The organism is Streptococcus sp. 2579 (assembly GCF_013277195.1).
In the GTDB taxonomy this organism is placed as follows: Bacteria; Bacillota; Bacilli; order Lactobacillales; family Streptococcaceae; genus Streptococcus.
The window spans coordinates 46,514-70,914 of record NZ_VMMM01000004.1 but is presented as its reverse complement, the minus strand read 5'-3'; the positions used below and the strand labels follow the sequence as shown (position 1 = coordinate 70,914).

Sequence of the window (24,401 nt, the reverse complement as noted above, 5' to 3'; positions counted from 1 at the left end):
AGGTTGCAGATAGAACTGACGAAGTCAGCTCAAAACACCGTTTTGAGGTTGCAGATAGAACTGACGAAGTCAGTAACATATATACGGCAAGGCGAAGCTGACGTGGTTTGAAGAGATTTTCAAAGAGTATTAAATGCTGAAAAGTTGTCCTAGCAGAAAGGTAACTCCCATAGTTAAGAGACCAATAGCAAGGTTCCGAATCATAGCCGTTTTGGTTGGGGCTTTTCCAAGTCTGGCACTAGTGTAACCAGTGAGAAGAAGGGCTACACCGACAATCAGGACAGTAGCAGGGATGCGGTATTCACTTGGGAAAATGGTAATTGAAAGCATTGGTGGTAAGCTACCAAGGAAAAAAGAAATAAAGCTAGAGATAGCAGCATGCCAAGGATTGGTAAACTCTTCATACTCAATCCCATATTTTTCCTCTACCAAAGCCTTGAGTGGATTATTTAAAAAGGCTTTGTTGGTGAGAAGTTGGGCTGATGTTTCACACTCGCCATTTTGAATATAGGCAGCATAGAGGGATTTTTTGGCTAGTTCCATATCTTGGTCTAGCAAGAGCTGCTCACGCGCAACGGCTGCTTCCTCGGTATCTTTTTGAGTTGAAACGGATACATATTCTCCACCAGCCATTGAAAAGGCACCAGCTAAGATAGCTGCAAAACCTGATAAAAAAATAATCCAGATATTGCTGGTAGCACTGGCAACCCCGATAACCACACCAGCGATGGAAATAATTCCATCATTGGCACCAAGAACACCAGCACGCAGGATATTTAAACGACCTGCAAAATTTGAATCGATTTCGTGATTTGTTTCTGACATACTAATCTCCTTTTTATCCAGTATAAAGGAAAGAGGTAATGAAATCAATCTTTTAAAAGTATCTGAAAAAAGTTGCACGATTTTAATGATATAAAAATGTCGACATCTTCTCTAATAGATCAAACACCGAAGGTAAAGAGTATAGAATTTTTAAATTAAATACGATAAACATTTTGTTCACTTTATAATCGTTTACAAGAGAATAATGAGTATTAAATCAAATAAAATCCAAATATTTTGCGAACTTTTTTATATTTTTTTCGTAAAAGGCTTTACAAGTTCTTAAAAACATGATATAGTAATGGAGCTTAGAAAATGAGATGATGTTTTCTAGCAAATATAAACCCGAGTAAAAAATGCCTACGGACAGGCAGGGTTGAATGCCGAAGCGTGGTTGAAAAACCACATTATTGATAGGGTTAAAAGCCTACTTTTATAAGTTGATGTTAGGACACTTGTCCTAATTCATAAATTTTTAGTGTGGTGAAAGCACACGTCATCTTGTGAAACGATCAATAAAGTACGTAATATTTGCTACTAGAGAGTTAGGAAACATCGGGAACAGACATACTCAACAGAAACAAACATAAAAACGTCAGAAGATTGCAGAGCAGGTGAAATCCTGCTCTTTTTTCATGAGTCAACCTTTAGTTCCTTAGTTTTCATAAGGTACTAAAAATATGGAAAGGAGTATGTCTTGAAAGAGTTAGATCAAAACCAAGCCCCAATTTATGAGGCCTTGGTGAAGTTACGCAAGAAAAGGATTGTTCCCTTTGATGTTCCAGGTCACAAGCGCGGACGGGGAAATCCAGAACTTGTCGAACTGTTAGGTGAAAAATGTGTTGGCATTGATGTCAATTCGATGAAACCCTTGGATAATCTTGGTCACCCTATTTCGATTATTCGGGATGCAGAGGAGCTAGCGGCGGATGCTTTTGGAGCTAACCATGCCTTTCTCATGATTGGTGGAACAACTTCATCGGTGCAGACTATGATTCTGTCAACCTGCAAGGCTGGAGATAAGATTATTCTGCCACGAAATGTCCATAAATCTGCCATCAATGCGCTGGTTCTATGTGGTGCCATTCCCATCTATATCGAGATGAGTGTAGATCCTAAGATTGGTATCGCTTTAGGTCTTGAAAATGACCGAGTAGCCCAGGCCATAAAGGACCATCCAGATGCCAAGGCCATTTTGATTAACAATCCCACTTACTACGGAATCTGTTCAGACCTAAAGGGTTTGACAGAAATGGCTCATGAAGCTGGCATGATGGTTTTAGTAGATGAAGCCCACGGAGCGCATTTGCATTTCACTGATAAACTTCCAATTTCTGCTATGGATGCAGGTGCTGATATGGCAGCAGTTTCTATGCATAAGTCTGGTGGGAGTTTGACACAAAGTTCGCTTCTTTTAATCGGGGAGCAGATGAATCCCGAGTACGTACGTCAGATTATCAATCTGACCCAGTCAACATCCGCCTCTTACTTGTTGATGGCTAGTTTGGATATTTCACGTAGGAATTTAGCCCTTCGTGGTAAAGAGTCTTTTGAGAAGGTCATCGAGCTATCCGAGTACGCTCGTCGTGAAATCAATGCCATAGGTGGCTACTATGCCTACTCAAAAGAGTTAATAGACGGAGTGTCCGTTTGCGATTTTGACGTGACCAAGTTGTCAGTTTACACTCAGGGTATTGGCTTAACAGGTATCGAGGTTTACGACCTCTTGCGAGACGAATACGACATTCAGATTGAGTTTGGTGATATTGGCAATATCTTGGCCTATATTTCGATTGGTGACCGTATCCAAGACATCGAGCGCTTGGTCGGTGCTTTGGCTGATATCAAGAGACTCTATTCACGAGATGGGAAGGACTTGATAGCTGGAGAATATATCCAGCCCGAGTTGGTCCTTTCTCCTCAGGAAGCCTTCTATTCAGAGAGAAAAAGTTTGTCTTTAGACGAATCTGTTGGACAGGTCTGTGGGGAATTTGTCATGTGCTATCCTCCAGGTATTCCTGTCTTGGCTCCTGGAGAACGCATTACACGAGAAATTGTCGACTATATCCAATTTGCCAAGGAACGTGGTTGCTCCCTCCAAGGGACGGAAGATCCAGAGGTCAATCACATCAACGTCATTAAGAGAAAGGAGAACTAGATGGATTTATGGTTTTCTGAAGTTCATACTCCAGATGTGAAATTGTCCCTGAGAACAGCCAAGCAACTCTACGCTGGTAAAAGTGAATGGCAGGATATCGAAGTCTTGGATACACCAGCTTTTGGGAAAATACTAATTTTAAATGGGCACGTCTTGTTCTCAGATGCGGATGATTTTGTCTACAATGAAATGACCGTTCATGTTCCCATGGCTGTCCACCCAAATCCCAAGAAAGTCTTGGTTATTGGGGGTGGTGACGGTGGTGTTGCCCAAGTATTAACCCTCTATCCTGAACTGGAGCAAATCGATATTGTGGAACCAGATGAGATGTTGGTTGAGGTCTGTCGTGAGTATTTCCCAGACTTTGCTTCGGGACTTGATGACCCTCGTGTTACCATTTACTATCAAAATGGGCTACGCTTTTTGCGAAACTGCGAAGATGACTACGATATTATCATCAACGATGCGACAGATCCATTTGGACATACGGAAGGGCTCTTTACCAAGGAATTTTACGGTAACAGTTACAGAGCCTTGAAAGAAGACGGCATCATGATTTACCAGCATGGGAGTCCCTTCTTTGACGAGGATGAGTCAGCTTGTCGAAGCATGCACCGCAAGGTCAATCAAGCCTTTCCAATCAGTCGGGTCTATCAGGCCCATATCCCAACCAGCCCTGCTGGTTATTGGTTGTTTGGATTTGCATCGAAAAAATACCACCCTGTTAAAGATTTTGACAAGGAAGGCTGGAAAAAACGCCAGCTTTTCACAGAATACTACACTGCAAACTTACACGTGGGAGCCTTTATGTTACCCAAGTATGTTGAGGACATTTTAGAAGAAGAGGAAGGAAAAAAATGAGTCGTTTATTAGTTATTGGATGTGGGGGCGTTGCCCAAGTTGCTATTTCAAAGATTTGTCAAGATAGCAAAACCTTTACAGAAATTATGATTGCTAGCCGTACCAAGTCAAAATGTGATGACTTGAAAGCTAAATTGGAAGGCAAAACAAGTACAAAGATTGAGACAGCTGCTCTTGATGCTGACAAGGTTCAAGAAGTGATTGCCCTGATTGAAAGCTACAAACCAGAAGCTGTTTTGAACGTAGCTTTACCATATCAAGATTTAACCATTATGGATGCTTGTTTGGAAACAGGTGTTCACTATATCGATACGGCTAACTATGAAGCAGAAGACACAGAAGACCCTGAGTGGCGTGCTATCTACGAAAAACGTTGCAAAGAACTTGGTTTTACCGCCTACTTTGACTACTCATGGCAATGGGCTTATCAGGAAAAATTCAAAGAAGCAGGTTTGACTGCTCTGCTTGGATCTGGCTTTGACCCAGGTGTGACTAGTGTCTTTTCTGCCTATGCTCTCAAACATTATTTTGATGAAATCCACTATATCGACATTTTAGACTGTAATGGTGGTGACCACGGTTATCCATTTGCGACCAACTTCAACCCAGAAATCAATCTACGCGAGGTTTCTGCGCCAGGTTCTTACTGGGAAGATGGAAAATGGGTTGAAGTCGAAGCTATGTCTATCAAGCGTGAGTACGATTTCCCTCAAGTTGGACAAAAAGACATGTATCTCCTTCACCATGAAGAAATTGAATCATTGGCCAAAAACATTCCTGGAGTCAAACGCATTCGTTTCTTTATGACTTTTGGTCAATCATACTTGACGCACATGAAATGTCTTGAAAATGTTGGGCTCCTTCGTACGGATACCATTAACTTTAACGGTCAAGAAATTGTTCCAATCCAATTTTTAAAAGCGCTACTTCCAGATCCTGCAAGCCTTGGTCCACGTACAGTCGGAAAAACCAATATTGGATGTATCTTTACAGGTGTAAAAGATGGCGTTGAAAAGACCATCTACATCTACAATGTCTGCGACCATCAGGAATGTTACACAGAAGTTGGTTCACAAGCTATTTCTTACACGACAGGCGTTCCAGCCATGATTGGGACAAAATTGGTTATGAACGGTACTTGGAAACAAGCTGGAGTGTATAACCTTGAAGAATTGGATCCAGATCCATTTATGGAAGCTTTGAATGAGTACGGTTTGCCTTGGGTTGTGGTTGAAAATCCACAAATGGTGGACTAATGAAGCTAGAACAAGTACCAACACCAGCTTACGTCATTGACTTGGCAAAGTTAGAATCAAACTGCCGCATTCTACAATATGTACAAGAAGAAGCTGGTTGCAAGGTTTTGCTTGCCCAGAAGGCCTATTCCCTCTATAAAACCTATCCCTTGATTAGCCAGTATCTATCAGGTACGACAGCTAGTGGACTCTATGAAGCTAAGCTAGCTAGAGAGGAATTTCAAGGGGAAGTCCATGTCTTTGCGCCAGCTTTCAAGGATGCAGACTTGGAGGAATTGCTTGAGATAACAGACCATATCGTTTTTAACTCTGAGAGACAGTTGCGTAAACATGGGGCTCGTTGTCGGAAAGCTGGTATCAGTGTAGGTTTACGTCTCAATCCTCAGTGTTCAACTCAGGGTGATCACGCGCTCTATGACCCTTGTGCACCAGGCTCTCGTTTTGGAGTCACTCTAGACAAGATTCCTAGTGATTTACTAGATTTGGTGGATGGTCTTCATTTTCATACCCTTTGCGAGCAGGGAGCAGATGATTTACAAACAACTTTGAAAGCAGTAGAAGCGCAATTTGGTTCGTACTTACATGAGGTAAAGTGGCTCAATATGGGGGGCGGACACCACATCACAAGAGAAGGTTACGATGTGGATTTGCTGATTTCTGAAATCAAACGTATCCGAGAAACTTACAATCTTGAAATCTATATCGAGCCGGGTGAAGCCATTGCGCTCAATGCAGGTTATCTAGCAACTGAGGTATTAGATATTGTCGAAAACGGTATGGAAATCTTGGTTTTAGACGCCTCCGCGACCTGCCATATGCCTGACGTACTTGAGATGCCCTATCGTCCACCTTTGAGAAATGGCTCTGAGGCACAGGAAAAAGCCCATACCTATAGACTTTCTTCTAATACCTGTCTGACAGGCGATGTGATTGGTGATTATAGCTTTGAAAATCCAGTTCAAATCGGTGATAGACTTTATTTTGAAGACATGGCTATTTATTCTTTTGTCAAAAATAATACCTTTAATGGTATTGGATTGCCAAGTCTCTATCTCATGGACGAACAGGGAGACTGCAACTTAGTCAAATCTTTTGGTTATCAAGACTTTAAAGGGAGATTATCATGATGGACAGTCCAAAAAAATTAGGCTATCACATGCCAGCAGAGTACGAACCCCATCATGGTACCCTCATGATATGGCCGACTCGACCAGGTTCATGGCCTTTTCAAGGAAAAGCTGCTAAAAGAGCATTTAGTCAGATTATCAAAACCATAGCAGAAGGAGAAAGAGTCTATCTTTTGGTGGACCAAGACTACTTAGCTGAAGCCCAAGACTACCTTGGAGATAGCGCTGTTTATTTAGACATTCCTACCAATGATGCCTGGGCGCGTGATACAGGTCCAACTATTCTTGTCAATGATAAAAGAGAAAAGTTGGCAGTCGATTGGGCTTTTAATGCCTGGGGTGGCACCTATGATGGTCTTTATCAAGATTATGAAGATGATGACCAAGTAGCCAGTCGTTTTGCTGAGGCCTTGGAAATGCCTGTTTACGATGCTAAGCCTTTCGTCCTTGAAGGCGGAGCCATTCATAGCGATGGTCAAGGAACCATTCTTGTGACTGAAAGTTGCCTTCTAAGCCCTGGACGCAATCCTCATCTAAGTAAAGAGGAAATCGAGAGTACCTTATTAGAGAGCCTTGGTGCTGAAAAAGTTATCTGGCTTCCTTATGGTATTTATCAGGATGAAACCAATGAACACGTTGACAATGTTGCTGCCTTTGTTGGTCCTGCAGAACTTGTCTTGTCTTGGACGGACGACGAAAGTGATCCTCAATATGCCATGTCAAAAGCAGATCTCGAACTCTTAGAGCAAGAGACAGATGCAAAAGGACGGAAGTTTACCATTCATAAACTTCCAATTCCAGCTCTTCATCAAGTTGTAACCGAAGAGGATCTGCCAGGCTACATCTATGAAGAAGGAGAAGAAGAGCGATACGCAGGTGAACGACTAGCAGCTTCCTACGTAAACTTTTATATCGCCAACAAGGCAGTCTTGGTTCCACAGTTCGAGGATGTCAATGACCAAGTGGCCTTAGATATCCTCAGTAAGTGTTTCCCAGACCGTAAAGTTGTCGGAATACCAGCCAGAGATATTCTTTTAGGTGGTGGCAATATCCACTGTATCACCCAACAAATCCCAGAATAGGAGAAAAAGATGAGAAATGTAAGAGTTGCAGCCATTCAGATGCAATGTGCCAAGGATGTGGCAACAAATATTCAAACAGCGGAGCGTTTAGTACGTCAGGCTGCAGAACAAGGTGCACAAATTATCCTTTTACCCGAATTGTTTGAACGTCCCTATTTCTGTCAGGAACGTCAGTATGACTACTACCAACATGCCCAGTCGGTGACAGACAATACAGCCATTCAGCATTTTAAGGTGATTGCTAAGGAACTAAAAGTTGTTTTACCAATCAGTTTCTATGAAAAAGATGGCAATGTCTTGTATAACTCTATTGCCGTCATTGATGCAGATGGAGAAGTGCTGGGCGTTTATCGAAAGACCCACATACCAGATGACCATTACTATCAAGAAAAATTCTATTTCACGCCTGGCAATACAGGTTTCAAGGTCTGGGATACTCGCTATGCTAAGATTGGGATCGGTATCTGTTGGGATCAATGGTTCCCTGAAACAGCCCGTTGTCTTGCATTGAATGGTGCTGAATTGCTCTTTTATCCAACTGCTATTGGCTCTGAGCCTATCCTAGATACGGACAGTTGTGGTCATTGGCAACGTACCATGCAAGGACACGCAGCAGCAAATATTGTCCCAGTTATTGCAGCCAATCGTTATGGTTTGGAGGAAGTCACTCCTAGTGAGGAAAATGGTGGACAGAGTTCCAGTCTTGACTTCTACGGTTCATCCTTTATGACGGATGAAACAGGAGCTATTCTAGAGCGAGCTGAAAGACAAGGAGAAGCTGTTCTGTTAGCTACTTATGATCTTGACAAGGGAGCAGGCGAACGCCTAAACTGGGGCTTGTTTCGAGATAGAAGACCAGAAATGTATCGACGAATTACGGACTAGTAGGGGAGAAATGAGAGATTTATTATGCTAGACTCGTTTTTACTAGCAACTATAAGATACTAGGTCATCTAGCAAGTGAATTTTACATTTTAACCCTCTAAGGCTTTCTCGCGCTTTAATGCGAGGAGCTTTTCTATTTAAGCTTTATCAATAAAACATGCTATAATAGTTGCAGAAAGGTTGGTATTTATGGCTAGGATATTGGTTATTGAAGACAATAGTGACATTCAAGAGATTTTGCGAACACTTCTTACTGAGGAGCATGAGGTAATTCAAGCCTTTTCCGGTACAGAAGGAATCATGCGTTTTGACCAAGGTGGGATTGAGCTCGTTTTGCTAGATATCATGCTTCCTGGGAAAAATGGGGATCAGGTTTTAAAAGCCATCAGGGAACAAAGTCAAACTCCAGTCATTATGCTAACGGCTTTGAGCGATAAGAAGCTAATCAGTCAATATCTCTTAGATGGTGCCAATGATTACATAGTGAAACCTTTTGATTTGGATGAAGTCTTTGCTAGAGTTACTGTTCAGTTACGCCAAAGTGCAGAAAAACAGCCTGTGGAAATAGTAAAAACTGAAAATCTGCCACAAAACTTGAAAAATATCCAGTTTGATGCAGAAAGTTTTGAAATCAAAAATAACCAGGAAACGATTCGCCTTGCCAAGAAAGAATGCTTGATTCTCCAAACTCTCCTTAAACATCCTAAGAAAATTTTCACCAAGGAAGAACTGTATGAATTGGTCTGGGAGGAGAGCTACCTACCTGGAGATAATACCCTCAATACGCATTTGAGTAATCTTCGTAAAAAATTAAACCAGCTTGACCCAAATCAAGAATATATTGAAACCATCTGGGGCGTTGGGGTAAGATTAAAAGGAGACAAGCAATGACCTACATGATAATTTTTGTCCTACTAGTACTCCTAATTATTTTATCGATTGCATTGATTCGCTACCATCTAGCACTTAAAAACTTGAGTCAACAGATTGAAGACAAGATTCTCACAGGTAGTATGAAAAGAGTCGGAGTCAGCATTTTTTCCAAACATTTTTTACATCTCTACCAGCAGATTGATAATCTATTTCAGGAAGTGGAACAATCTCGATTGGTTATGAAAAGGGAAAAACAGACTCTGGATATGGCCATCAGCAATATCGCCCATGATATTCGGACGCCTTTGACTATCGCTTCAGGCTACACGCAACAATTGATAAAGTCTCCTGAAAACCAAGCAGAAACCCTACAAAAAATTGCCAATCATCTTGATTTAGTTTCCAAACGTTTGGAGGCACTCCTAGAATATCGTCGTTTGATGGAAGGGGCTGTCAAACCGAAACTGGAAGAAGTGGATTTTTCAACTTTTATCACCAAAAAGACTCTGGCTTATTATGATGTTTTTCAAGCGGCGAATATCACGCTTGATTTTAAGGTTGAAGATGATTTAAAAATGAGAACTGATGAAGACTTGCTGGATCGAATTTTACAAAATCTGCTTGGAAATGTCCTCAAACATGGCAAGGAAGAAGCGCGTCTATCTTTGAGAAAGGAAAAGGGACAGCTTGTCTTAGAGATTGCAAACCTTGTCAAACAGCCCATCAAAAAAATAGAAAATCTCAGCAACCGTTTTTATTCTGAAAATCTATCTGATACGGAAGAATCCTCTGGTTTAGGCCTTTATATCACTGAGGAATTATGTCATCTTCTCGGTGCAGAGATGAAACTAAGCACAGATGGACAGTGGTTATCGGTTTGTATTTACTTTTAACGAAAAGGAACCTCCTCTGTAGGCTAGAGGAGGTCTTTTTTTATAGACTTTTCTTTTTGAAAACTATCAATCCACTTATATTAAAGATTACAATAACAGCTAAGCTACCTATAAATGTGTAGAGAATTGACTCACTATTAGCAGTCATAGCATAAGTAAATTGCAATGATAAATATGGCAAAATTTTGATACTTGGAAAAATGAGCATTGGCATAGAAAGTAAGATCGAGCTGACAAAATAACCAATAAATACTGCAAGATAAGAATGGCTAACATAGAGAATAAAGGAAACAATGGAAAGCCAAGCAAGGAGGCAAAATAATTGAAGGAAAATGGTTATCAGTAGATTTCCGATAAAGCCATCAGGCATAGTTCCAAATCCATTTAAGATAGTTGCTGGAACAAAGGCAATCACAAGACTGATGATAAGTTGCAAAAGTGCAATACAAGCCACTACAAAGGCTTTAGCAAGGAAAAACTCTGTACGAGAAACACCTACTGTCAAACTATTTTTATAGAGCTTTCCGATTAAATCAACTCCGAGAACGAGGCAGGCTAGGATGATGCAGAGAAAAACGAGGTTTGAACCTTGACTAGATGCGTTGATCAGGGCTTGTACACCATTCCAACCTTGGGTTGGAATTTCTGATTCTTCTGCCTGGATTGCCATCAGATGACCCGTAGCTCCTATACTTGCACCCATTAGCATGAGAGCAAAGAGAATGAACTCTGTAATCCAGAATCCTTTGGAACGGAAAAGACGGTAAAAGTCTGCTTGAATGGTATGTATCATGATTTTCCTCCTATTCGACCAATTGAGTGAAGTATTCTTCTAGGTTTTGACGGGCATAGTAAATCTCGTCAATGTCAACATCTGCCAAAGTTAATTCCTTGAGAATCTGTTTGACATCTTGTTCCTGACCAAAGATGTGGATTTCATTCTCAGGATTGACAACCTTGAACTGGAGCTGGATTTGTTCTTTCAATACTTGACAAGCTTTCTCTTGGTCGGCTGTCTTAAGCACAATATAATCCTCACTTAGTGTTTCAAATTCAGCCTTGCTGATTTCACGGATAATCTTGCCTTGATCTAAAATACCAAAACGATTAGCTACGAGGTAGAGTTCTGACAAGATATGGCTAGAGATGAGAATGGTTATCCCTTTTTCTTGATTGAGCCGTTGAATCATTAGTCGAAATTCTTTGATACCGATTGGGTCAAGACCGTTGATAGGTTCATCTAAGATCAGGAAGTCTGGTTTGGATAGAAGGGCAATGGCGATACCAAGTCTTTGTTTCATTCCTAGCGAGAAATCACGAAAGACTTTCTTACCTGTATCTGACAAACCTACATAGTCCAGCGTTTCTCGAATGACTTGATCAGCATTTGGAATATGACGAATCATACAGTAATATTTCAGATTTTGATAGGCTGTTAAGTGATTATGAGCTACAGGCGATTCGATAACAGAACCTACTCGAGATAGAGCCTTGGTCCACTCATTTTCCGTTTGGCTAGAGAAGAGGGAAACAGTCCCTTTATCCGCAAACAGTAGTTGCGTAATGATTTTTATCAAGGTGGTTTTCCCAGCTCCGTTCTTTCCAATAAGTCCATAAATATCTCCCTCTCTTATCGTTAAATGAAGATTCTGAAGAATAGCTTGTTTGTCAAAGTTTTTGGACAATCCATGAATATCAAGTACTGTTTTCATGATTCTCTCCTTTTGATTTATTTTGTTAACTTTAGTATAAAGCATAGAAATCAAAGAAAGCTCAAGGATTTCTAAAGAGTTTCTAAAGTTTTAGGAATTCTTAAATATCAAAACCCAGTTGATATGAACTGGGCTTCTTTACTATAAAATATATTTCTCAATGGCACGCGCAACGCCGTCTTCTTCGTTGCTGGCTGTAACAGCATCCGCAAGAGATTTGACATAATCGCTGGCATTTCCCATAGCAATACCAAGCCCTGCAAACTGGAGCATTTCGATATCGTTATTAGCATCGCCCATAGCCATAATCTCTGAGGAATCAATCTTCAAAATATCTGCTAGTCGAGAAAGAGCAGTAGCCTTTGTCGTACCAAGTGGCATGGCTTCATAAATAACAGGCTGTGAACGAACTCCACTAAATCGTTGACAGAGTTCCCCAGCAAAACGCTCTTCAAAATCGTCTGTTTGCTCTCTGGTGCCCAAAAACATCCCTTGGAACATCCGGTACTTGCCACTAGTCGCTTCCTCAAGAGAAATTTCAGTCAGGTCTGAAAAGACTAGTTTAGCATCATTTTGAACAATTTCATTAGGCTTGCCACCGAGGACAAAATAATGAGTCTCGTCAAAAAGTGTCAACTGAACCTCACTTTTTTCAGCAAGCTCATAGAGGTATTCGATGTCAGCTGGACTGAGTTCTTGCCAGTCGACTAGCCCCCAATCACTTGTCTGGTGAGTTGAACAACCGTTGTTAACAATCACATACTCATTCTGGAGATCAAGCCCCAGTTTTTGATAGTAGGGGAGGACACCAAAAAGCGGGCGACCTGTACAGAGAACCAGTTTGACACCTTTTTCAATAGCTTGGTGAATAGCAGTAATATGAGCTTGTGGGATTTCCTTGGCTTCATTGAGGAGGGTTCCGTCCATATCCAAGGCTAGTAGTTTAATCATAAGACTTCCTTCTTTATCTTTTGGTATTATTATAGCATATTTTGGAGAAGAAATTGATAGAAAGCTTGGGGCTAATTGATTTTACAGTTTAGGATGTTTTGATAACAATTCATGATTTGAAGAGGATATTTGGCCAAGATATGCTATACTAAAATTGTCAATGTTGCAACTAGACAAGCATAAAAAAACTAGCTTAAAATAGTTTTTTTGTAAGTAGGTATGAGTATCAGATTACTCAACTAATCTAAACAATAACGGAGGAAATATATCATGATTTTAATGACAAAAAATATAAATCTAACAAATGAAGAATTAGAGCTGATACAAGGTGGAGCAGATCCCTATGGAAAAGAACCTAATGGTTATTTTCCTTGGCAAATAGAGCCGGTATTAACTATGCCGGTTCATGGATTTTGTCCCAGAGGAACCTATGATTTAGGATATATTGGAGGAGGCAATCATCTTTGCAAAGGAAGTCCTGTGAGATTTTAAGTAAAATTTATTAGGAATATGGAGAAAACAGAGGATTTAATATGAAAAAACGGATTATTCAGATTTTACTAGCATTGTCCTTAATTTTTTACAACTCAACTTGGTTTTGGAGGCTTTTCAATCATCTCGCAAAGCCTTATCTACCAGCAAGTCGTGAGTTTTTTCAGATTCTACTTTTGCTGGAAAGTGGTGTTCTTTTGTCAGCAGTCATCTATCTACTAGTTTTTGCAGGAAAGAAGACTTTTCATTTCAAGTGGCAGCTGAGGTACTTTATCTACCTTTTACTGGCCTACATCATGTCGTATATGTCGGACTTCTTCTTGTCTTATTTCATACCCTCGACTTCAAATCAAATCTCTTTGAATGAAACGATAGAAATGATGGGGAGACAGGAATTACCCTATTTCTTGCTCATAGCTTGCTTCATCGGCCCTATTGCTGAGGAATTGATTTATCGCGGTGTGCTTATGACAACCTTTTTCAAAAACTCACCTTGGTACGGAGATGTCTTGCTTTCTGCTATTATTTTCGGTTATATTCATATCAATTTCGCTTTAACTCCTCTTGCTTTTTTCATTTATGCTAGCGGAGGGCTTATTTTGGCTCTATTGTATCGCATGACAAAAAATCTCTACTATCCAATACTAGTTCATATTCTCATAAATATCACTGCTTTCTGGAATGTGTGGTTACTCCTATTTTCAGGAAGTTAGCTTACTAAAACAATGTCGGAACTTTCCGGCATTTTCTTTTCGATATTGGAGTGGTGTGTATCCAGTTATTTTTTTGAATTGATTTTGAAAATAAGATTGGCTTGAGAAATGCAGATAGTGAAGATAGTTAAGAAGGTTAAGAAGAATAGGATGTTCTTTTTTCCTTTTTGGAAAACTTCTAAAATATGGTATAATGAAAAGATAAAGAAGTTGGGGGTAGAAGATGAATATTCAACAATTACGCTATGTTGTTGCCATCGCGAATAGCGGTACTTTCCGTGAAGCTGCTGAAAAGATGTATGTCAGCCAGCCGAGTCTGTCTATTTCTGTTCGTGATTTGGAAAAAGAGTTGGGCTTTAAGATTTTCCGTCGGACCAGTTCAGGGACTTTCTTGACCCGTCGTGGTATGGAATTCTATGAAAAAGCGCAAGAATTAGTTAAAGGATTTGATATTTTTCAAAATCAGTATGCCAATCCTGAGGAAGAAAAGGATGAATTTTCCATTGCCAGTCAGCACTATGACTTCTTGCCACCAACTATTACAGCCTTTTCAGAGCGCTATCCTGATTATAAGAACTTCCGTATTTTTGAATCAACTACTGTTCAAATCTTAGATGAAGTAGCTCAAGGGCATAGTGAGATTGGGATTATCTACCTCAACAATCAAAATAAAAAGGGGATTATGCAGCGGGTTGAAAAGCTAGGTCTTGAGGTCATTGAATTGATTCCCTTTTATACCCATATTTATCTCCGTGAGGGGCATCCTTTGGCTCAGAAAGAAGAATTGGTCATGGAGGATTTAGCAGATCTACCAACGGTTCGTTTCACTCAAGAGAAAGACGAGTACCTTTATTATTCAGAGAACTTTGTTGATACCAGTGCGAGCTCACAGATGTTTAATGTGACAGACCGTGCTACCTTGAATGGTATTTTGGAGCGGACGGACGCTTATGCAACAGGTTCTGGTTTTTTAGATAGTGACAGTGTGAATGGCATCACAGTTATTCGTCTCAAGGATAACCTAGATAATCGCATGGTCTATGTTAAACGTGAAGAAGTGGAGCTTAGTCAAGCTGGAACTCTTTTCGTAGAAGTCATGCAAGAATATTTTAATCAGAAGAGGAAATCATGAAAAAAAGAGGAATAGTGGCAGTTATTGTACTGCTTTTGATTGCGCTGGATCAGTTGATTAAATCCTATATCGTCCAGCAGATTCCCCTAGGTGAAGTGCGCTCTTGGATTCCCAATTTCGTTAGCTTGACCTACCTGCAAAATAGAGGTGCTGCCTTTTCTATTCTACAAGATCAGCAGTTCTTATTTGCTATCATTACACTTGTCGTTATGGTAGGTGCCATCTGGTATCTACATAAACACATGGAGGACTCACTCTGGATGGTCTTGGGTTTGACCTTGATTATTGCAGGTGGTCTTGGAAACTTTATTGACAGAATTAGTCAGGGCTTTGTTGTGGATATGTTTCATGTGGACTTTATCAATTTTGCAATTTTCAATGTGGCAGATAGCTATCTGACTGTTGGAGTGATTATTTTATTGATTGCAATGCTAAAAGAGGAAATAAATGGAAATTAAAATTGAAACTAGCGGCCTGCGTTTAGATAAGGCTTTGTCGGATTTGACAGAATTATCACGCAGTCTTGCGAATGAACAAATTAAATCAGGGCAGGTCTTGGTCAATGGCCAAGTCAAGAAAGCTAAATACACAGTCCAAGAGGGCGATGTCGTCACTTACCATGTGCCAGAACCAGAGGTATTAGAGTATGTGGCTGAGGATATTCCGCTAGAAATAGTCTACCAAGATGAGGATGTATCTGTCGTTAACAAACCTCAGGGGATGGTTGTGCATCCGAGTGCTGGTCATACCAGTGGGACCCTAGTAAATGCCCTCATGTATCATATTAAGGACTTGTCGGGTATCAATGGGGTTCTGCGTCCGGGAATCGTTCACCGTATTGATAAGGATACGTCAGGCCTTCTTATGATTGCTAAAAATGATGAGGCGCATCTAGGACTTGCTCAAGAACTCAAGGATAAAAAGTCTCTTCGCAAATATTGGGCGATTGTTCATGGAAATCTGCCTAATGATCGTGGTGTGATTGAAGCTCCGATTGGCCGTAGTGAAAAAGACCGTAAGAAACAGGCTGTGACGGCTAAAGGGAAGCCTGCAGTGACTCGTTTCCACGTTTTGGAACGCTTTGGTGATTACAGCTTGGTGGAGTTGCAGCTGGAGACAGGGCGTACCCATCAAATCCGTGTTCACATGGCTTATATTGGTCATCCAGTCGCTGGTGATGAAGTCTATGGTCCTCGTAAGACTTTAAAAGGACATGGCCAATTTCTCCATGCCAAGACGCTAGGATTTACTCATCCGAGAACAGGTGAGACCATGGAATTTACAGCAGATATCCCAGATATTTTTAAGGAAACATTGGAGAGATTGAGGAAGTAAGAATGAAGTGTAAAAAGAAGTCCGGTATAATTATGGTAACTGCAATCTTAATCATAATATATATATATATATATATAACGGGTTAACGCTAGAAAAATATTTTGGCTTTTCCAGTAATAAAATACATTTTGTTAATGTACTGACTGCAGGAAGTGATGCTATTATTTTGGAAAGTAATGGTCATTTTGCCATGATTGATGTAGGAGAAGATTATGATTTTCCTGATGGTAGTAATCCTAAATATCCTTTGAGACCAGGAATCGGTACTTCTTATAAGCATGTAATGACCGATAGAGTATTCCGTCATTTGAAGGAATTGGGTGCCCGAAAACTTGATTTTATTTTGGTAACCCATACCCACAGTGACCATATTGGAAATATGGATGAAATATTAGATAAATACCCTGTTGATCGTATTTATATGAAAAGATATGATGATAGTCGTATAACTGATAAAAATCGTTTGTGGGATAATCTCTACGGATATGATAATGCGATTAAAGCTGCAAATCGTAATGGGGTGAAATTGATTCAAGATATTTCAAATGAAGAATCCCGTTTTACAATGGGAGACATGGATATTCAGCTCTATAATTATGAAAATGAATATGATGAGAATGGAAATCTTAAACCTGTTTGGGACGATAATTCCAATTCCTTGATTAGTGTAGTCAAAGTCAATGGCAAGAAAATTTACCTTGGGGGCGACTTAGATAATGTTCATGGAGCAGAAGACAAGTATGGTCCTCTTATTGGAAAAGTTGATTTGATGAAGTTTAATCATCATAAGGATACCGAAAAATCAAATACAAAAAACTTTATATTAAATCTATCTCCAGAAATCATAGTGCAGACAAGTGATGCTGTTCCAGGTTTTTATGATAGTCCTATTGTAGACAACCCTGAATATATAGCATGGTTAGATAGTTTAGGGATAAAGCGAATAAATGCAGCTAGTACAGAATATGATGCAACTGTTTTTGATATTAGACAAAATGGCATAGTTGATATAAGTAAACAATATAAAAAAATACCATCGTTTGTTTCGGGATGGCATCAGAAATCTAATGGCGATTGGTGGTACCAAGCACCAGATTCTACAGGAAATTATTCTATCGGTTGGAACGAAATTGATGGAAAAAGATATTATTTTAATCAAAAAGGAATTCTAATAGAGCAATAATGAAAAAGAAATTGATTAGTTTAGCACTTGCAGGCGCTTTTTTAGGCTTGTCATGGTATGGAAATGTTCAAGCTCAAGAAAGTTCAGGAAATAAAATCCACTTTATCAATGTTCATGAAGGTGGCAGTGATGCGATTATTCTTGAAAGCAATGGACATTTTGCCATGGTGGATACAGGAGAAGATTATGATTTCCCAGATGGAAGTGATTCTCGCTATCCATGGAGAGAAGGAATTGAAACGTCTTATAAGCATGTTCTAACAGACCGTGTCTTTCGTCGTTTGAAGGAATTGGGTGTTCAAAAACTTGATTTTATTTTGGTGACCCATACCCACAGTGATCATATTGGAAATGTTGATGAATTACTGCAAACCTATCCAGTTGACCGAGTCTATCTTAAGAAATATAGTGATAATCGTATTACTAATTCTGAACGTCTATGGGATAATCTGTACGGTTATGATAAGGTTTTACAGACTGCTTCAGAAAAAGGTGTTTCAGTTATTCAAAACATCACACAGGAAGATGCTCATTTTCAGTTTGGGGACATGGATATTCAACTCTATAACTATGAAAATGAAACTGATTCATCAGGTGAATTAAAGAAAATTTGGGATGACAATTCCAATTCCCTGATTAGTGTAGTGAAAGTCAATGGCAAGAAAATTTACCTTGGGGGCGACTTAGATAATGTGCATGGAGCGGAAGATAAGTATGGACCTCTTATTGGAAAAGTTGATTTGATGAAGTTTAATCATCACCATGATACAAACAAATCAAATACCAAGGATTTCATTAAAAATTTGAGTCCGAGTTTGATTGTTCAAACTTCGGATAGTCTACCTTGGAAAAATGGTGTTGATAGTGAGTATGTTAATTGGCTCAAAGAACGAGGAATTGAGAGGATCAACGCAGCCAGCAAAGACTATGATGCAACAGTTTTTGATATTCGAAAAGACGGTTTAGTAAACATTTCAACTTCCTACAAGCCGATTCCAAGTTTTCAAGCTGGTTGGCATAAGAGTGCGTATAGGAATTGGTGGTATCAAGCACCTGATTCTACAGGAGAGTATGCTGTCGGTTGGAATGAAATCGAAGGTGAATGGTATTACTTTAACCAAACGGGTATCTTGTTACAGAATCAATGGAAAAAATGGAACAATCATTGGTTCTATTTGACAGACTCTGGTGCTTCTTCTAAAAATTGGAAGAAAATTGATGGAATCTGGTATTATTTCAACAAAGAAAATCAGATGGAAATTGGTTGGGTAAATACTGGAGGTCAGAATTATTATTTATCCAAGGATGGTTCGCTGCAAACAGGTTGGCTTCAATATAAGGGGCAATGGTATTACTTTGCTCAATCAGGAGAAATGAAAACGGGCTGGGTAAAAGATAAAGAAACTTGGTACTATATGAATTCTACTGGTATTATGAAGACAGGTGAAATAGAAGTTGCAGGTCAACATTACTATCTAGAAGAATCAGGAGCTATGAAGCAAGGCTGGCTTAAAAAGGCAAACGATTGGTATTTCTATAAGGAAGACGGTTCACGAGCTGTGGGTTGGATCAAGGACAAGGATAAATGGTACTTCTTGAAAGAAAATGGTCAATTGCTTGTGAACGGTAAGACACCAGAAGGCTATACTGTTGATTCAAGTGGTGCCTGGTTAGTGGATGTTCCGGTAGAGAAATCTGCTACAATTAAAACTACAAGTAATTCAGAAATAAAAGAATCTAAAGAAGTAGTGAAAAAGGATCTTGAAAATCAAGAAACGAGTCAACATGAAAGTGTTGCAAGTTCATCAACTAGGCAAGATTTTACTTCATCAACTTCAAAAAGCTCTGAGACGAGTACAAACAAATCGGAATCAGAACAGTAGTAAAAAAGAAGGTTTTAGGGCCTTCTTTTTCTATCAACTCTTTTCTATTTCCTGTCATTCATGTTATAATGGATGAATATGAAGAATCGGAGTGAGACTATGAAATACAAACGGATTGTCTTTAAGGTGGGGACTTCTTCTCTGACAAATGAGGATGGAAGTTTATCACGTAGTAAGGTAAAGGCTATTACCCAGCAGTTGGCTATGTTGCACGAGGCTGGTCATGAATTGATTTTGGTGTCGTCAGGTGCCATTGCGGCTGGTTTTGGGGCCTTAGGATTTAAAAAGCGTCCGACTAAGATTGCTGATAAGCAGGCTTCAGCAGCGGTAGGGCAAGGGCTTTTGTTGGAAGAATACACGACCAATCTTCTCTTGCGCCAAATCGTTTCTGCACAAATCTTGCTGACCCAGGACGACTTTGTGGATAAGCGTCGTTATAAAAATGCCCATCAAGCCTTGTCAGTTCTACTTAGCCGTGGGGCGATTCCTATTATTAACGAGAATGACAGTGTCGTCATTGATGAGCTCAAGGTCGGGGACAATGACACTCTAAGTGCCCAGGTAGCAGCTATGGTCCAAGCAGATCTTTTGGTCCTCTTGACAGACGTAGACGGTCTATATACAGGAAATCCTAATTCAGATCCAAGAGCAAAACGCTTGGAGAAAATCGAGACTATCAATCGTGAGATTATTGATATGGCCGGTGGAGCAGGTTCGTCTAATGGTACAGGGGGCATGTTAACCAAAATCAAAGCTGCAACTATCGCGACGGAATCAGGAGTTCCTGTTTATATCTGCTCATCCTTGAAGTCAGATGCCATGATTGAGGCAGCTGAGGAGACCAAGGATGGTTCCTACTTTGTTGCTCAAGAGAAAGGACTTCGTACCCAGAAACAATGGCTGGCCTTTTATGCTCAGAGTCAAGGTTCTATTTGGGTTGATAAAGGGGCTGCAGAAGCTCTCTCCCAACATGGAAAGAGTCTTCTCTTATCTGGTGTTGTTGAAGCAGAAGGAGCCTTTTCTTACGGTGATATCGTGACAGTATTTGACAAGGAAAGTGGAAAATCACTTGGAAAAGGGCGTGTGCAATTTGGTGCATCTGCTTTGGAGGATATGTTGCGTTTTCAAAAAGCCAAGGGGGTCTTGATTCACCGTGATGACTGGATTTCCATTACTCCTGAAATCCAACTACTCTTTACAGAATTTTAGAGGTAAACTATGGTAAGTACACAAGAACAATTTGAACAGGTACAGGCTGTTAAAAAATCAATCAATACAGCTAGTGAAGACGTGAAAAACCAAACCTTGCTAGCCATGGCTGATCACTTAGTAGCTGCTACAGAGGAAATTTTAGCAGCCAATGCCCTTGATATGGAAGCGGCCAAAGGTAAAATCTCAGATGTGATGCTGGATCGTCTTTATTTGGATGCAGGTCGTATAGAAGCGATGGCAACTGGTATTCGTGAAGTGGTTGCTTTACCAGATCCAATCGGTGAAGTTTTAGAAACAAGTCAGCTTGAAAATGGTTTGGTTATCACCAAGAAACGTGTGGCCATGGGTGTTATCGGTATAATCTATGAAAGCCGTCCAAATGTGACGTCTGATGCGGTTGCTTTGGCTCTTAAGAGTGGAAATGCAGTTGTTCTTCGTAGTGGTAAGGATGCCTATCAAACAGCACATGCTATTGTCACAGCCTTGAAGAAGGGCTTGGAGACGACTACTATTCACCCAGATGTGATTCAACTGGTGGAAGATACCAGCCGAGAAAGCAGCTATGCCATGATGAAGGCAAAGGGCTATCTAGACCTTCTCATTCCTCGTGGAGGAGCTGGTTTGATCAATGCCGTAGTTGAGAATGCTATCGTACCCGTTATCGAGACAGGAACTGGGATTGTCCATGTTTATGTCGATAAGGACGCAGATGACGACAAGGCACTGTCTATCATCAACAATGCTAAAACAAGTCGTCCTTCTGTCTGCAATGCCATGGAGGTTCTGCTGGTTCATGAAGACAAGGCAGCAAGCTTCCTTCCTCGCTTGGAGCAAGTTCTAGTTACAGAGCGTAAGGAAGCTGGACTGGAACCAATTCAATTCCGCTTGGATAGCAAAGCAAGTCAGTTTGTTTCAGGCCAAGCAGCTGAGGATCAAGACTTTGACACCGAGTTTTTGGACTATGTCCTAGCTGTTAAAGTAGTTTCAAGTCTTGAGGAAGCCGTCGAGCATATTGAAGCACACAGTACTCATCATTCGGATGCCATTGTGACGGAAAACGCTGCAGCTGCAGCTTACTTTACAGATCAAGTGGACTCTGCAGCGGTTTATGTCAATGCCTCAACTCGTTTCACAGATGGAGGCCAATTTGGTCTGGGTTGTGAAATGGGAATTTCTACTCAGAAACTGCACGCGCGTGGTCCAATGGGCTTAAAAGAATTGACTAGCTACAAGTATGTGGTTACTGGTGACGGACAGATAAGGGAGTAAGAGATGAAGATTGGATTTATCGGATTGGGGAATATGGGTGCTAGTTTGGCCAAGGCTGTTTTGCAGGCCAAGACGGGTGCTCAGATTCTCCTTGCCAATCGTAGCCAAGACAAGGTGGATGCTTTCATCGCCAACTTTGGTGGTCAGGCTTCCAGCAATGAAGAAATTTTTGCAGAAGCAGATGTGATTTTTCTAGGAGTTAAGCCTGCTCAGTTTTCTGAACTGCTTTCTCAATACCATACTATCCTTGAAAAGCGAGCATGTCTTCTTTTAATCTCCATGGCAGCTGGATTGACTTTAGAAAAACTAGCAAGTCTTATCCCAAATCAACACAGAATTATTCGTATGATGCCAAATACCCCTGCTTCTATTGGTCAAGGAGTCATTAGTTATACCTTGTCAGCCAACTGCCAAGCAGATGATAAGGAAGTCTTTTGTCAACTTTTACAACATGCCGGTTTATTGTTTGAAATCAGTGAAGGCTTAATCGATGCAGCGACAGGTCTTGCAGGCTGTGGGCCGGCCTTTGTCTATCTCTTTATTGAGGCCTTGGCAGATGCAGGTGTTCAGACTGGATTGCCACGAGAGACAGCATTGAAAATGGCGGCTCAAACTGTGGTAGGAGCTGGTCAATTGGTCCTAGAAAGCCAAGAGCATCCTGGAGTATTGAAAGACCAAGTCTGCAGCCCAGGAGGTTCGACTATCGCTGGTGTAGCAAGCTTAGAAGCGCATGCTTTTCGAGGAACAGTCATGGATGCAGTTCATCAAGCCTATAAACGAACACAAGAATTAGGTAAATAAGAGGTGGATTTGTCTGCCTCTTTTATGGTGGTTGATACTCTTCGAAAATCTCTTCAAACTGCGTCAGCTTCCATTTGCAACCTCAAAACAGTGTTTTGATTTTCATTGAGTATGAAATGAGAAGACAAAAAAGATTGTCACAAACCTCTATTTTTTTGATAGAATAGAAGTAGTAAAAAAGAAATGAGTTAGACATGTCAAAAGGATTTTTAGTCTCTCTTGAGGGACCAGAGGGAGCAGGAAAGACCAGTGTTTTAGAGGCTCTGCTCCCAATTTTAGAGGAAAAAGGGGTAGAGGTGCTGACGACCCGTGAACCTGGCGGAGTCTTGATTGGGGAGAAGATTCGGGAAGTAATTTTGGATCCAAGTCATACTCAGATGGATGCGAAGACAGAGTTGCTTCTTTATATTGCCAGTCGCAGACAGCACTTGGTGGAAAAAGTTCTTCCAGCACTTGAAGCTGGCAAGTTGGTCATTATGGACCGCTTCATCGATAGTTCGGTTGCCTATCAGGGATTTGGTCGTGGCTTGGACATTGAAGCCATTGACTGGCTTAACCAGTTTGCGACAGATGGCCTCAAACCCGATTTGACACTCTATTTTGATATTGAGGTGGAAGACGGACTGGCTCGCATTGCTGCTAATAGCAATCGTGAGGTCAATCGTTTGGACTTGGAAGGGTTGGACTTGCATAAAAAAGTCCGTCACGGTTACCTTTCTCTTCTGGATAAAGAGGGAAATCGCATTGTCAAGATTGATGCTAGTCTTCCTTTTGAGCAAGTTGTGGAAACTACCAAGGCTGTCTTGTTTGACAGAATGGGCTTGGCCAAATGAAACAAGATCAACTAAAGGCTTGGCAGCCAGATCAGTTTGACCGCTTTGTCCGTATCTTGGAGCAAGACCAGCTCAATCATGCCTACCTCTTTTCAGGTTTCTTTGGAAGTTTGGAAATGGCGCAATTTTTAGCTAAGAGCCTCTTTTGTACGGATAAAGTTGGCGTCTTACCATGTGAGAAATGCCGAAATTGCAAGCTGATTGAACAGGAAGAGTTTCCAGATGTCACCTTGATTAAGCCAGTTAATCAGGTCATTAAGACAGAACGCATTCGGGAATTGGTGGGTCAGTTTTCCCAAGCAGGGATTGAAAGTCAGCAACAGGTCTTTATTATCGAGCAAGCTGAGAAAATGCATCCTAACGCAGCCAATTCTTTGCTCAAGGTCATCGAAGAACCCCAGAGTGAGGTTTATATTTTCTTCTTGACTAGCGATGAGGAAAAGATGTTGCCGACAATCCGAAGTCGGACCCAGATTTTTCACTTTAAAAAGCAAGAAGAGAAGCTCATCTTGCTCTTAGAACAAATGGGGCTGGTTAAGAAAAAAGCAACTCTATTAGCCCAGTTTAGTCAATCGCGAGCTGAAGCAGAAAAGTTAGCCAATCAGGCAAGTTTTTGGACCTTGGTCGATGAAAGTGAACGCCTGCTGACTTGGTTAGTAGCTAAGAAAAAAGAAAGTTATTTGCAAGTTGCCAAACTAGCTAGCTTGGCAGATGACAAGGAAAAGCAGGATCAGGTTTTACGGATTCTTGAAGTGCTCTGTGGGCAGGACCTCTTGCAAGCAAGAGTAAGGGTGATTCTACAAGATTTGCTAGAAGCTAGAAAAATGTGGGAAACTAATGTCAGCTTTCAAAATGCCATGGAATATCTGGTCTTGAAAGAAATATAAACTAAAAAATGAATGATAAAGAAAGGAAAGGGCTGGTT

The 24,401-nt window shown here is 40.6% G+C and carries 24 protein-coding genes and 1 pseudogene; 20 read left to right on the top strand and 5 right to left on the bottom strand.

Going from position 1 to position 24,401, the window contains the following annotated elements; all coding sequences use genetic code 11:
• Positions 1-129 precede the first annotated feature (129 nt).
• Complete coding sequence (locus HT725_RS02500; RefSeq protein ID WP_000005260.1) at positions 130-825, bottom strand: VIT family protein; 696 nt, start codon at positions 823-825, stop codon at positions 130-132.
• A 697-nt stretch (positions 826-1,522) separates the two neighbouring features.
• On the opposite strand from HT725_RS02500, the gene HT725_RS02495 reads away from it, so the two are divergent.
• The 8 genes from HT725_RS02495 to HT725_RS02460 all read left to right on the top strand — a co-directional run bounded on the left by HT725_RS02495 (position 1,523) and on the right by HT725_RS02460 (position 9,960).
• The gene (locus HT725_RS02495) at positions 1,523-2,983 is read left to right on the top strand and encodes an aminotransferase class I/II-fold pyridoxal phosphate-dependent enzyme (protein ID WP_173218218.1); all 1,461 of its coding nucleotides are present in this window, start codon (positions 1,523-1,525) and stop codon (positions 2,981-2,983) included.
• Positions 2,984-3,844: a polyamine aminopropyltransferase gene (gene speE / locus HT725_RS02490; protein WP_000366729.1), complete on the top strand. Its 861-nt coding sequence runs from the start codon at positions 2,984-2,986 to the stop codon at positions 3,842-3,844.
• Entirely contained in the window at positions 3,841-5,100 is a 1,260-nt protein-coding gene (locus tag HT725_RS02485; protein ID WP_173218220.1) for a saccharopine dehydrogenase family protein, read from the top strand. Before speE ends, HT725_RS02485 begins: the two co-directional genes overlap by 4 nt.
• Positions 5,100-6,227, top strand: a complete 1,128-nt coding sequence (nspC, locus tag HT725_RS02480) for a carboxynorspermidine decarboxylase (protein WP_173218222.1) — start codon at positions 5,100-5,102, stop codon at positions 6,225-6,227. Before HT725_RS02485 ends, nspC begins: the two co-directional genes overlap by 1 nt.
• A complete protein-coding gene (aguA, locus tag HT725_RS02475; protein ID WP_173218224.1) occupies positions 6,224-7,309 on the top strand; it encodes an agmatine deiminase in 1,086 nt (361 codons plus the stop codon). The genes nspC and aguA overlap by 4 nt, the downstream gene beginning before the upstream one ends.
• A 9-nt stretch (positions 7,310-7,318) precedes the next feature.
• Positions 7,319-8,194 (top strand): N-carbamoylputrescine amidase, encoded by an 876-nt coding sequence (gene aguB, locus HT725_RS02470; protein ID WP_173218226.1) that lies wholly within the window; start codon positions 7,319-7,321, stop codon positions 8,192-8,194.
• Positions 8,195-8,383: 189 nt separating this feature from the next.
• Positions 8,384-9,085, top strand: a complete 702-nt coding sequence (locus tag HT725_RS02465) for a response regulator transcription factor (RefSeq protein ID WP_173218228.1) — start codon at positions 8,384-8,386, stop codon at positions 9,083-9,085.
• Positions 9,082-9,960, top strand: coding sequence for a HAMP domain-containing sensor histidine kinase (locus HT725_RS02460; protein ID WP_173218230.1), 879 nt, complete (start codon positions 9,082-9,084; stop codon positions 9,958-9,960). The genes HT725_RS02465 and HT725_RS02460 overlap by 4 nt, the downstream gene beginning before the upstream one ends.
• Positions 9,961-10,000: 40 nt before the next feature.
• On the opposite strand, the gene HT725_RS02455 is transcribed toward HT725_RS02460, so the two are convergent.
• From HT725_RS02455 to HT725_RS02445, 3 genes are all read right to left on the bottom strand, one after another.
• Positions 10,001-10,753, bottom strand: a complete 753-nt coding sequence (locus tag HT725_RS02455) for an ABC transporter permease (protein ID WP_173252996.1) — start codon at positions 10,751-10,753, stop codon at positions 10,001-10,003.
• A gap of 10 nt (positions 10,754-10,763) precedes the next feature.
• Positions 10,764-11,672: an ATP-binding cassette domain-containing protein gene (locus tag HT725_RS02450; RefSeq protein ID WP_173252995.1), complete on the bottom strand. Its 909-nt coding sequence runs from the start codon at positions 11,670-11,672 to the stop codon at positions 10,764-10,766.
• Between the two features lie 141 nt (positions 11,673-11,813).
• Positions 11,814-12,623, bottom strand: a complete 810-nt coding sequence (locus HT725_RS02445; protein WP_173252994.1) for a Cof-type HAD-IIB family hydrolase — start codon at positions 12,621-12,623, stop codon at positions 11,814-11,816.
• A gap of 270 nt (positions 12,624-12,893) precedes the next feature.
• Between HT725_RS02445 and HT725_RS02440 the strand changes: the two genes are divergently transcribed.
• A complete protein-coding gene (locus HT725_RS02440) occupies positions 12,894-13,115 on the top strand; it encodes an SP_0924 family bacteriocin-like peptide (protein ID WP_173218238.1) in 222 nt (73 codons plus the stop codon).
• 41 nt (positions 13,116-13,156) lie between these two features.
• A complete protein-coding gene (locus HT725_RS02435) occupies positions 13,157-13,828 on the top strand; it encodes a CPBP family intramembrane glutamic endopeptidase (protein WP_112443590.1) in 672 nt (223 codons plus the stop codon).
• On the opposite strand, the gene HT725_RS02430 is transcribed toward HT725_RS02435, so the two are convergent.
• Positions 13,817-14,059, bottom strand: coding sequence for an AraC family transcriptional regulator (locus HT725_RS02430; RefSeq protein WP_055348074.1), 243 nt, complete (start codon positions 14,057-14,059; stop codon positions 13,817-13,819). The genes HT725_RS02435 and HT725_RS02430 overlap by 12 nt on opposite strands.
• Here HT725_RS02430 and HT725_RS02425 point away from each other — a divergent pair.
• The 10 genes and pseudogenes from HT725_RS02425 (at position 14,052) to HT725_RS02380 (ending at position 24,363) form a co-directional block, all read left to right on the top strand.
• On the top strand, positions 14,052-14,960 hold the full coding sequence (locus HT725_RS02425) for a LysR family transcriptional regulator (RefSeq protein WP_112443591.1): 909 nt from the start codon (positions 14,052-14,054) through the stop codon (positions 14,958-14,960). The genes HT725_RS02430 and HT725_RS02425 overlap by 8 nt on opposite strands.
• Positions 14,957-15,418, top strand: coding sequence for a signal peptidase II (gene lspA / locus HT725_RS02420; protein WP_112443592.1), 462 nt, complete (start codon positions 14,957-14,959; stop codon positions 15,416-15,418). Before HT725_RS02425 ends, lspA begins: the two co-directional genes overlap by 4 nt.
• Positions 15,408-16,295 carry an RluA family pseudouridine synthase gene (locus tag HT725_RS02415; protein ID WP_112443593.1) on the top strand — a complete coding sequence of 296 codons (888 nt, stop codon included), beginning with the start codon at positions 15,408-15,410 and terminating at the stop codon, positions 16,293-16,295. The genes lspA and HT725_RS02415 overlap by 11 nt, the downstream gene beginning before the upstream one ends.
• 109 nt (positions 16,296-16,404) lie before the next feature.
• Positions 16,405-17,472: pseudogene (locus HT725_RS02410) on the top strand (MBL fold metallo-hydrolase); the annotation flags it as partial.
• Between the two features lie 5 nt (positions 17,473-17,477).
• Positions 17,478-19,361: a phosphorylcholine esterase CbpE gene (cbpE, locus tag HT725_RS02405; RefSeq protein ID WP_173252993.1), complete on the top strand. Its 1,884-nt coding sequence runs from the start codon at positions 17,478-17,480 to the stop codon at positions 19,359-19,361.
• Positions 19,362-19,460: 99 nt separating this feature from the next.
• On the top strand, positions 19,461-20,570 hold the full coding sequence (gene proB / locus HT725_RS02400) for a glutamate 5-kinase (protein ID WP_240147146.1): 1,110 nt from the start codon (positions 19,461-19,463) through the stop codon (positions 20,568-20,570).
• Between the two features lie 9 nt (positions 20,571-20,579).
• Positions 20,580-21,842, top strand: a complete 1,263-nt coding sequence (locus HT725_RS02395; protein WP_173218251.1) for a glutamate-5-semialdehyde dehydrogenase — start codon at positions 20,580-20,582, stop codon at positions 21,840-21,842.
• A 3-nt stretch (positions 21,843-21,845) separates the two neighbouring features.
• Positions 21,846-22,643 carry a pyrroline-5-carboxylate reductase gene (gene proC, locus HT725_RS02390; protein WP_173249608.1) on the top strand — a complete coding sequence of 266 codons (798 nt, stop codon included), beginning with the start codon at positions 21,846-21,848 and terminating at the stop codon, positions 22,641-22,643.
• Positions 22,644-22,837: 194 nt separating this feature from the next.
• On the top strand, positions 22,838-23,476 hold the full coding sequence (tmk, locus tag HT725_RS02385) for a dTMP kinase (protein WP_164226002.1): 639 nt from the start codon (positions 22,838-22,840) through the stop codon (positions 23,474-23,476).
• Entirely contained in the window at positions 23,473-24,363 is an 891-nt protein-coding gene (locus HT725_RS02380) for a DNA polymerase III subunit delta' (RefSeq protein ID WP_173218255.1), read from the top strand. The genes tmk and HT725_RS02380 overlap by 4 nt, the downstream gene beginning before the upstream one ends.
• Positions 24,364-24,401: the final 38 nt, after the last annotated feature.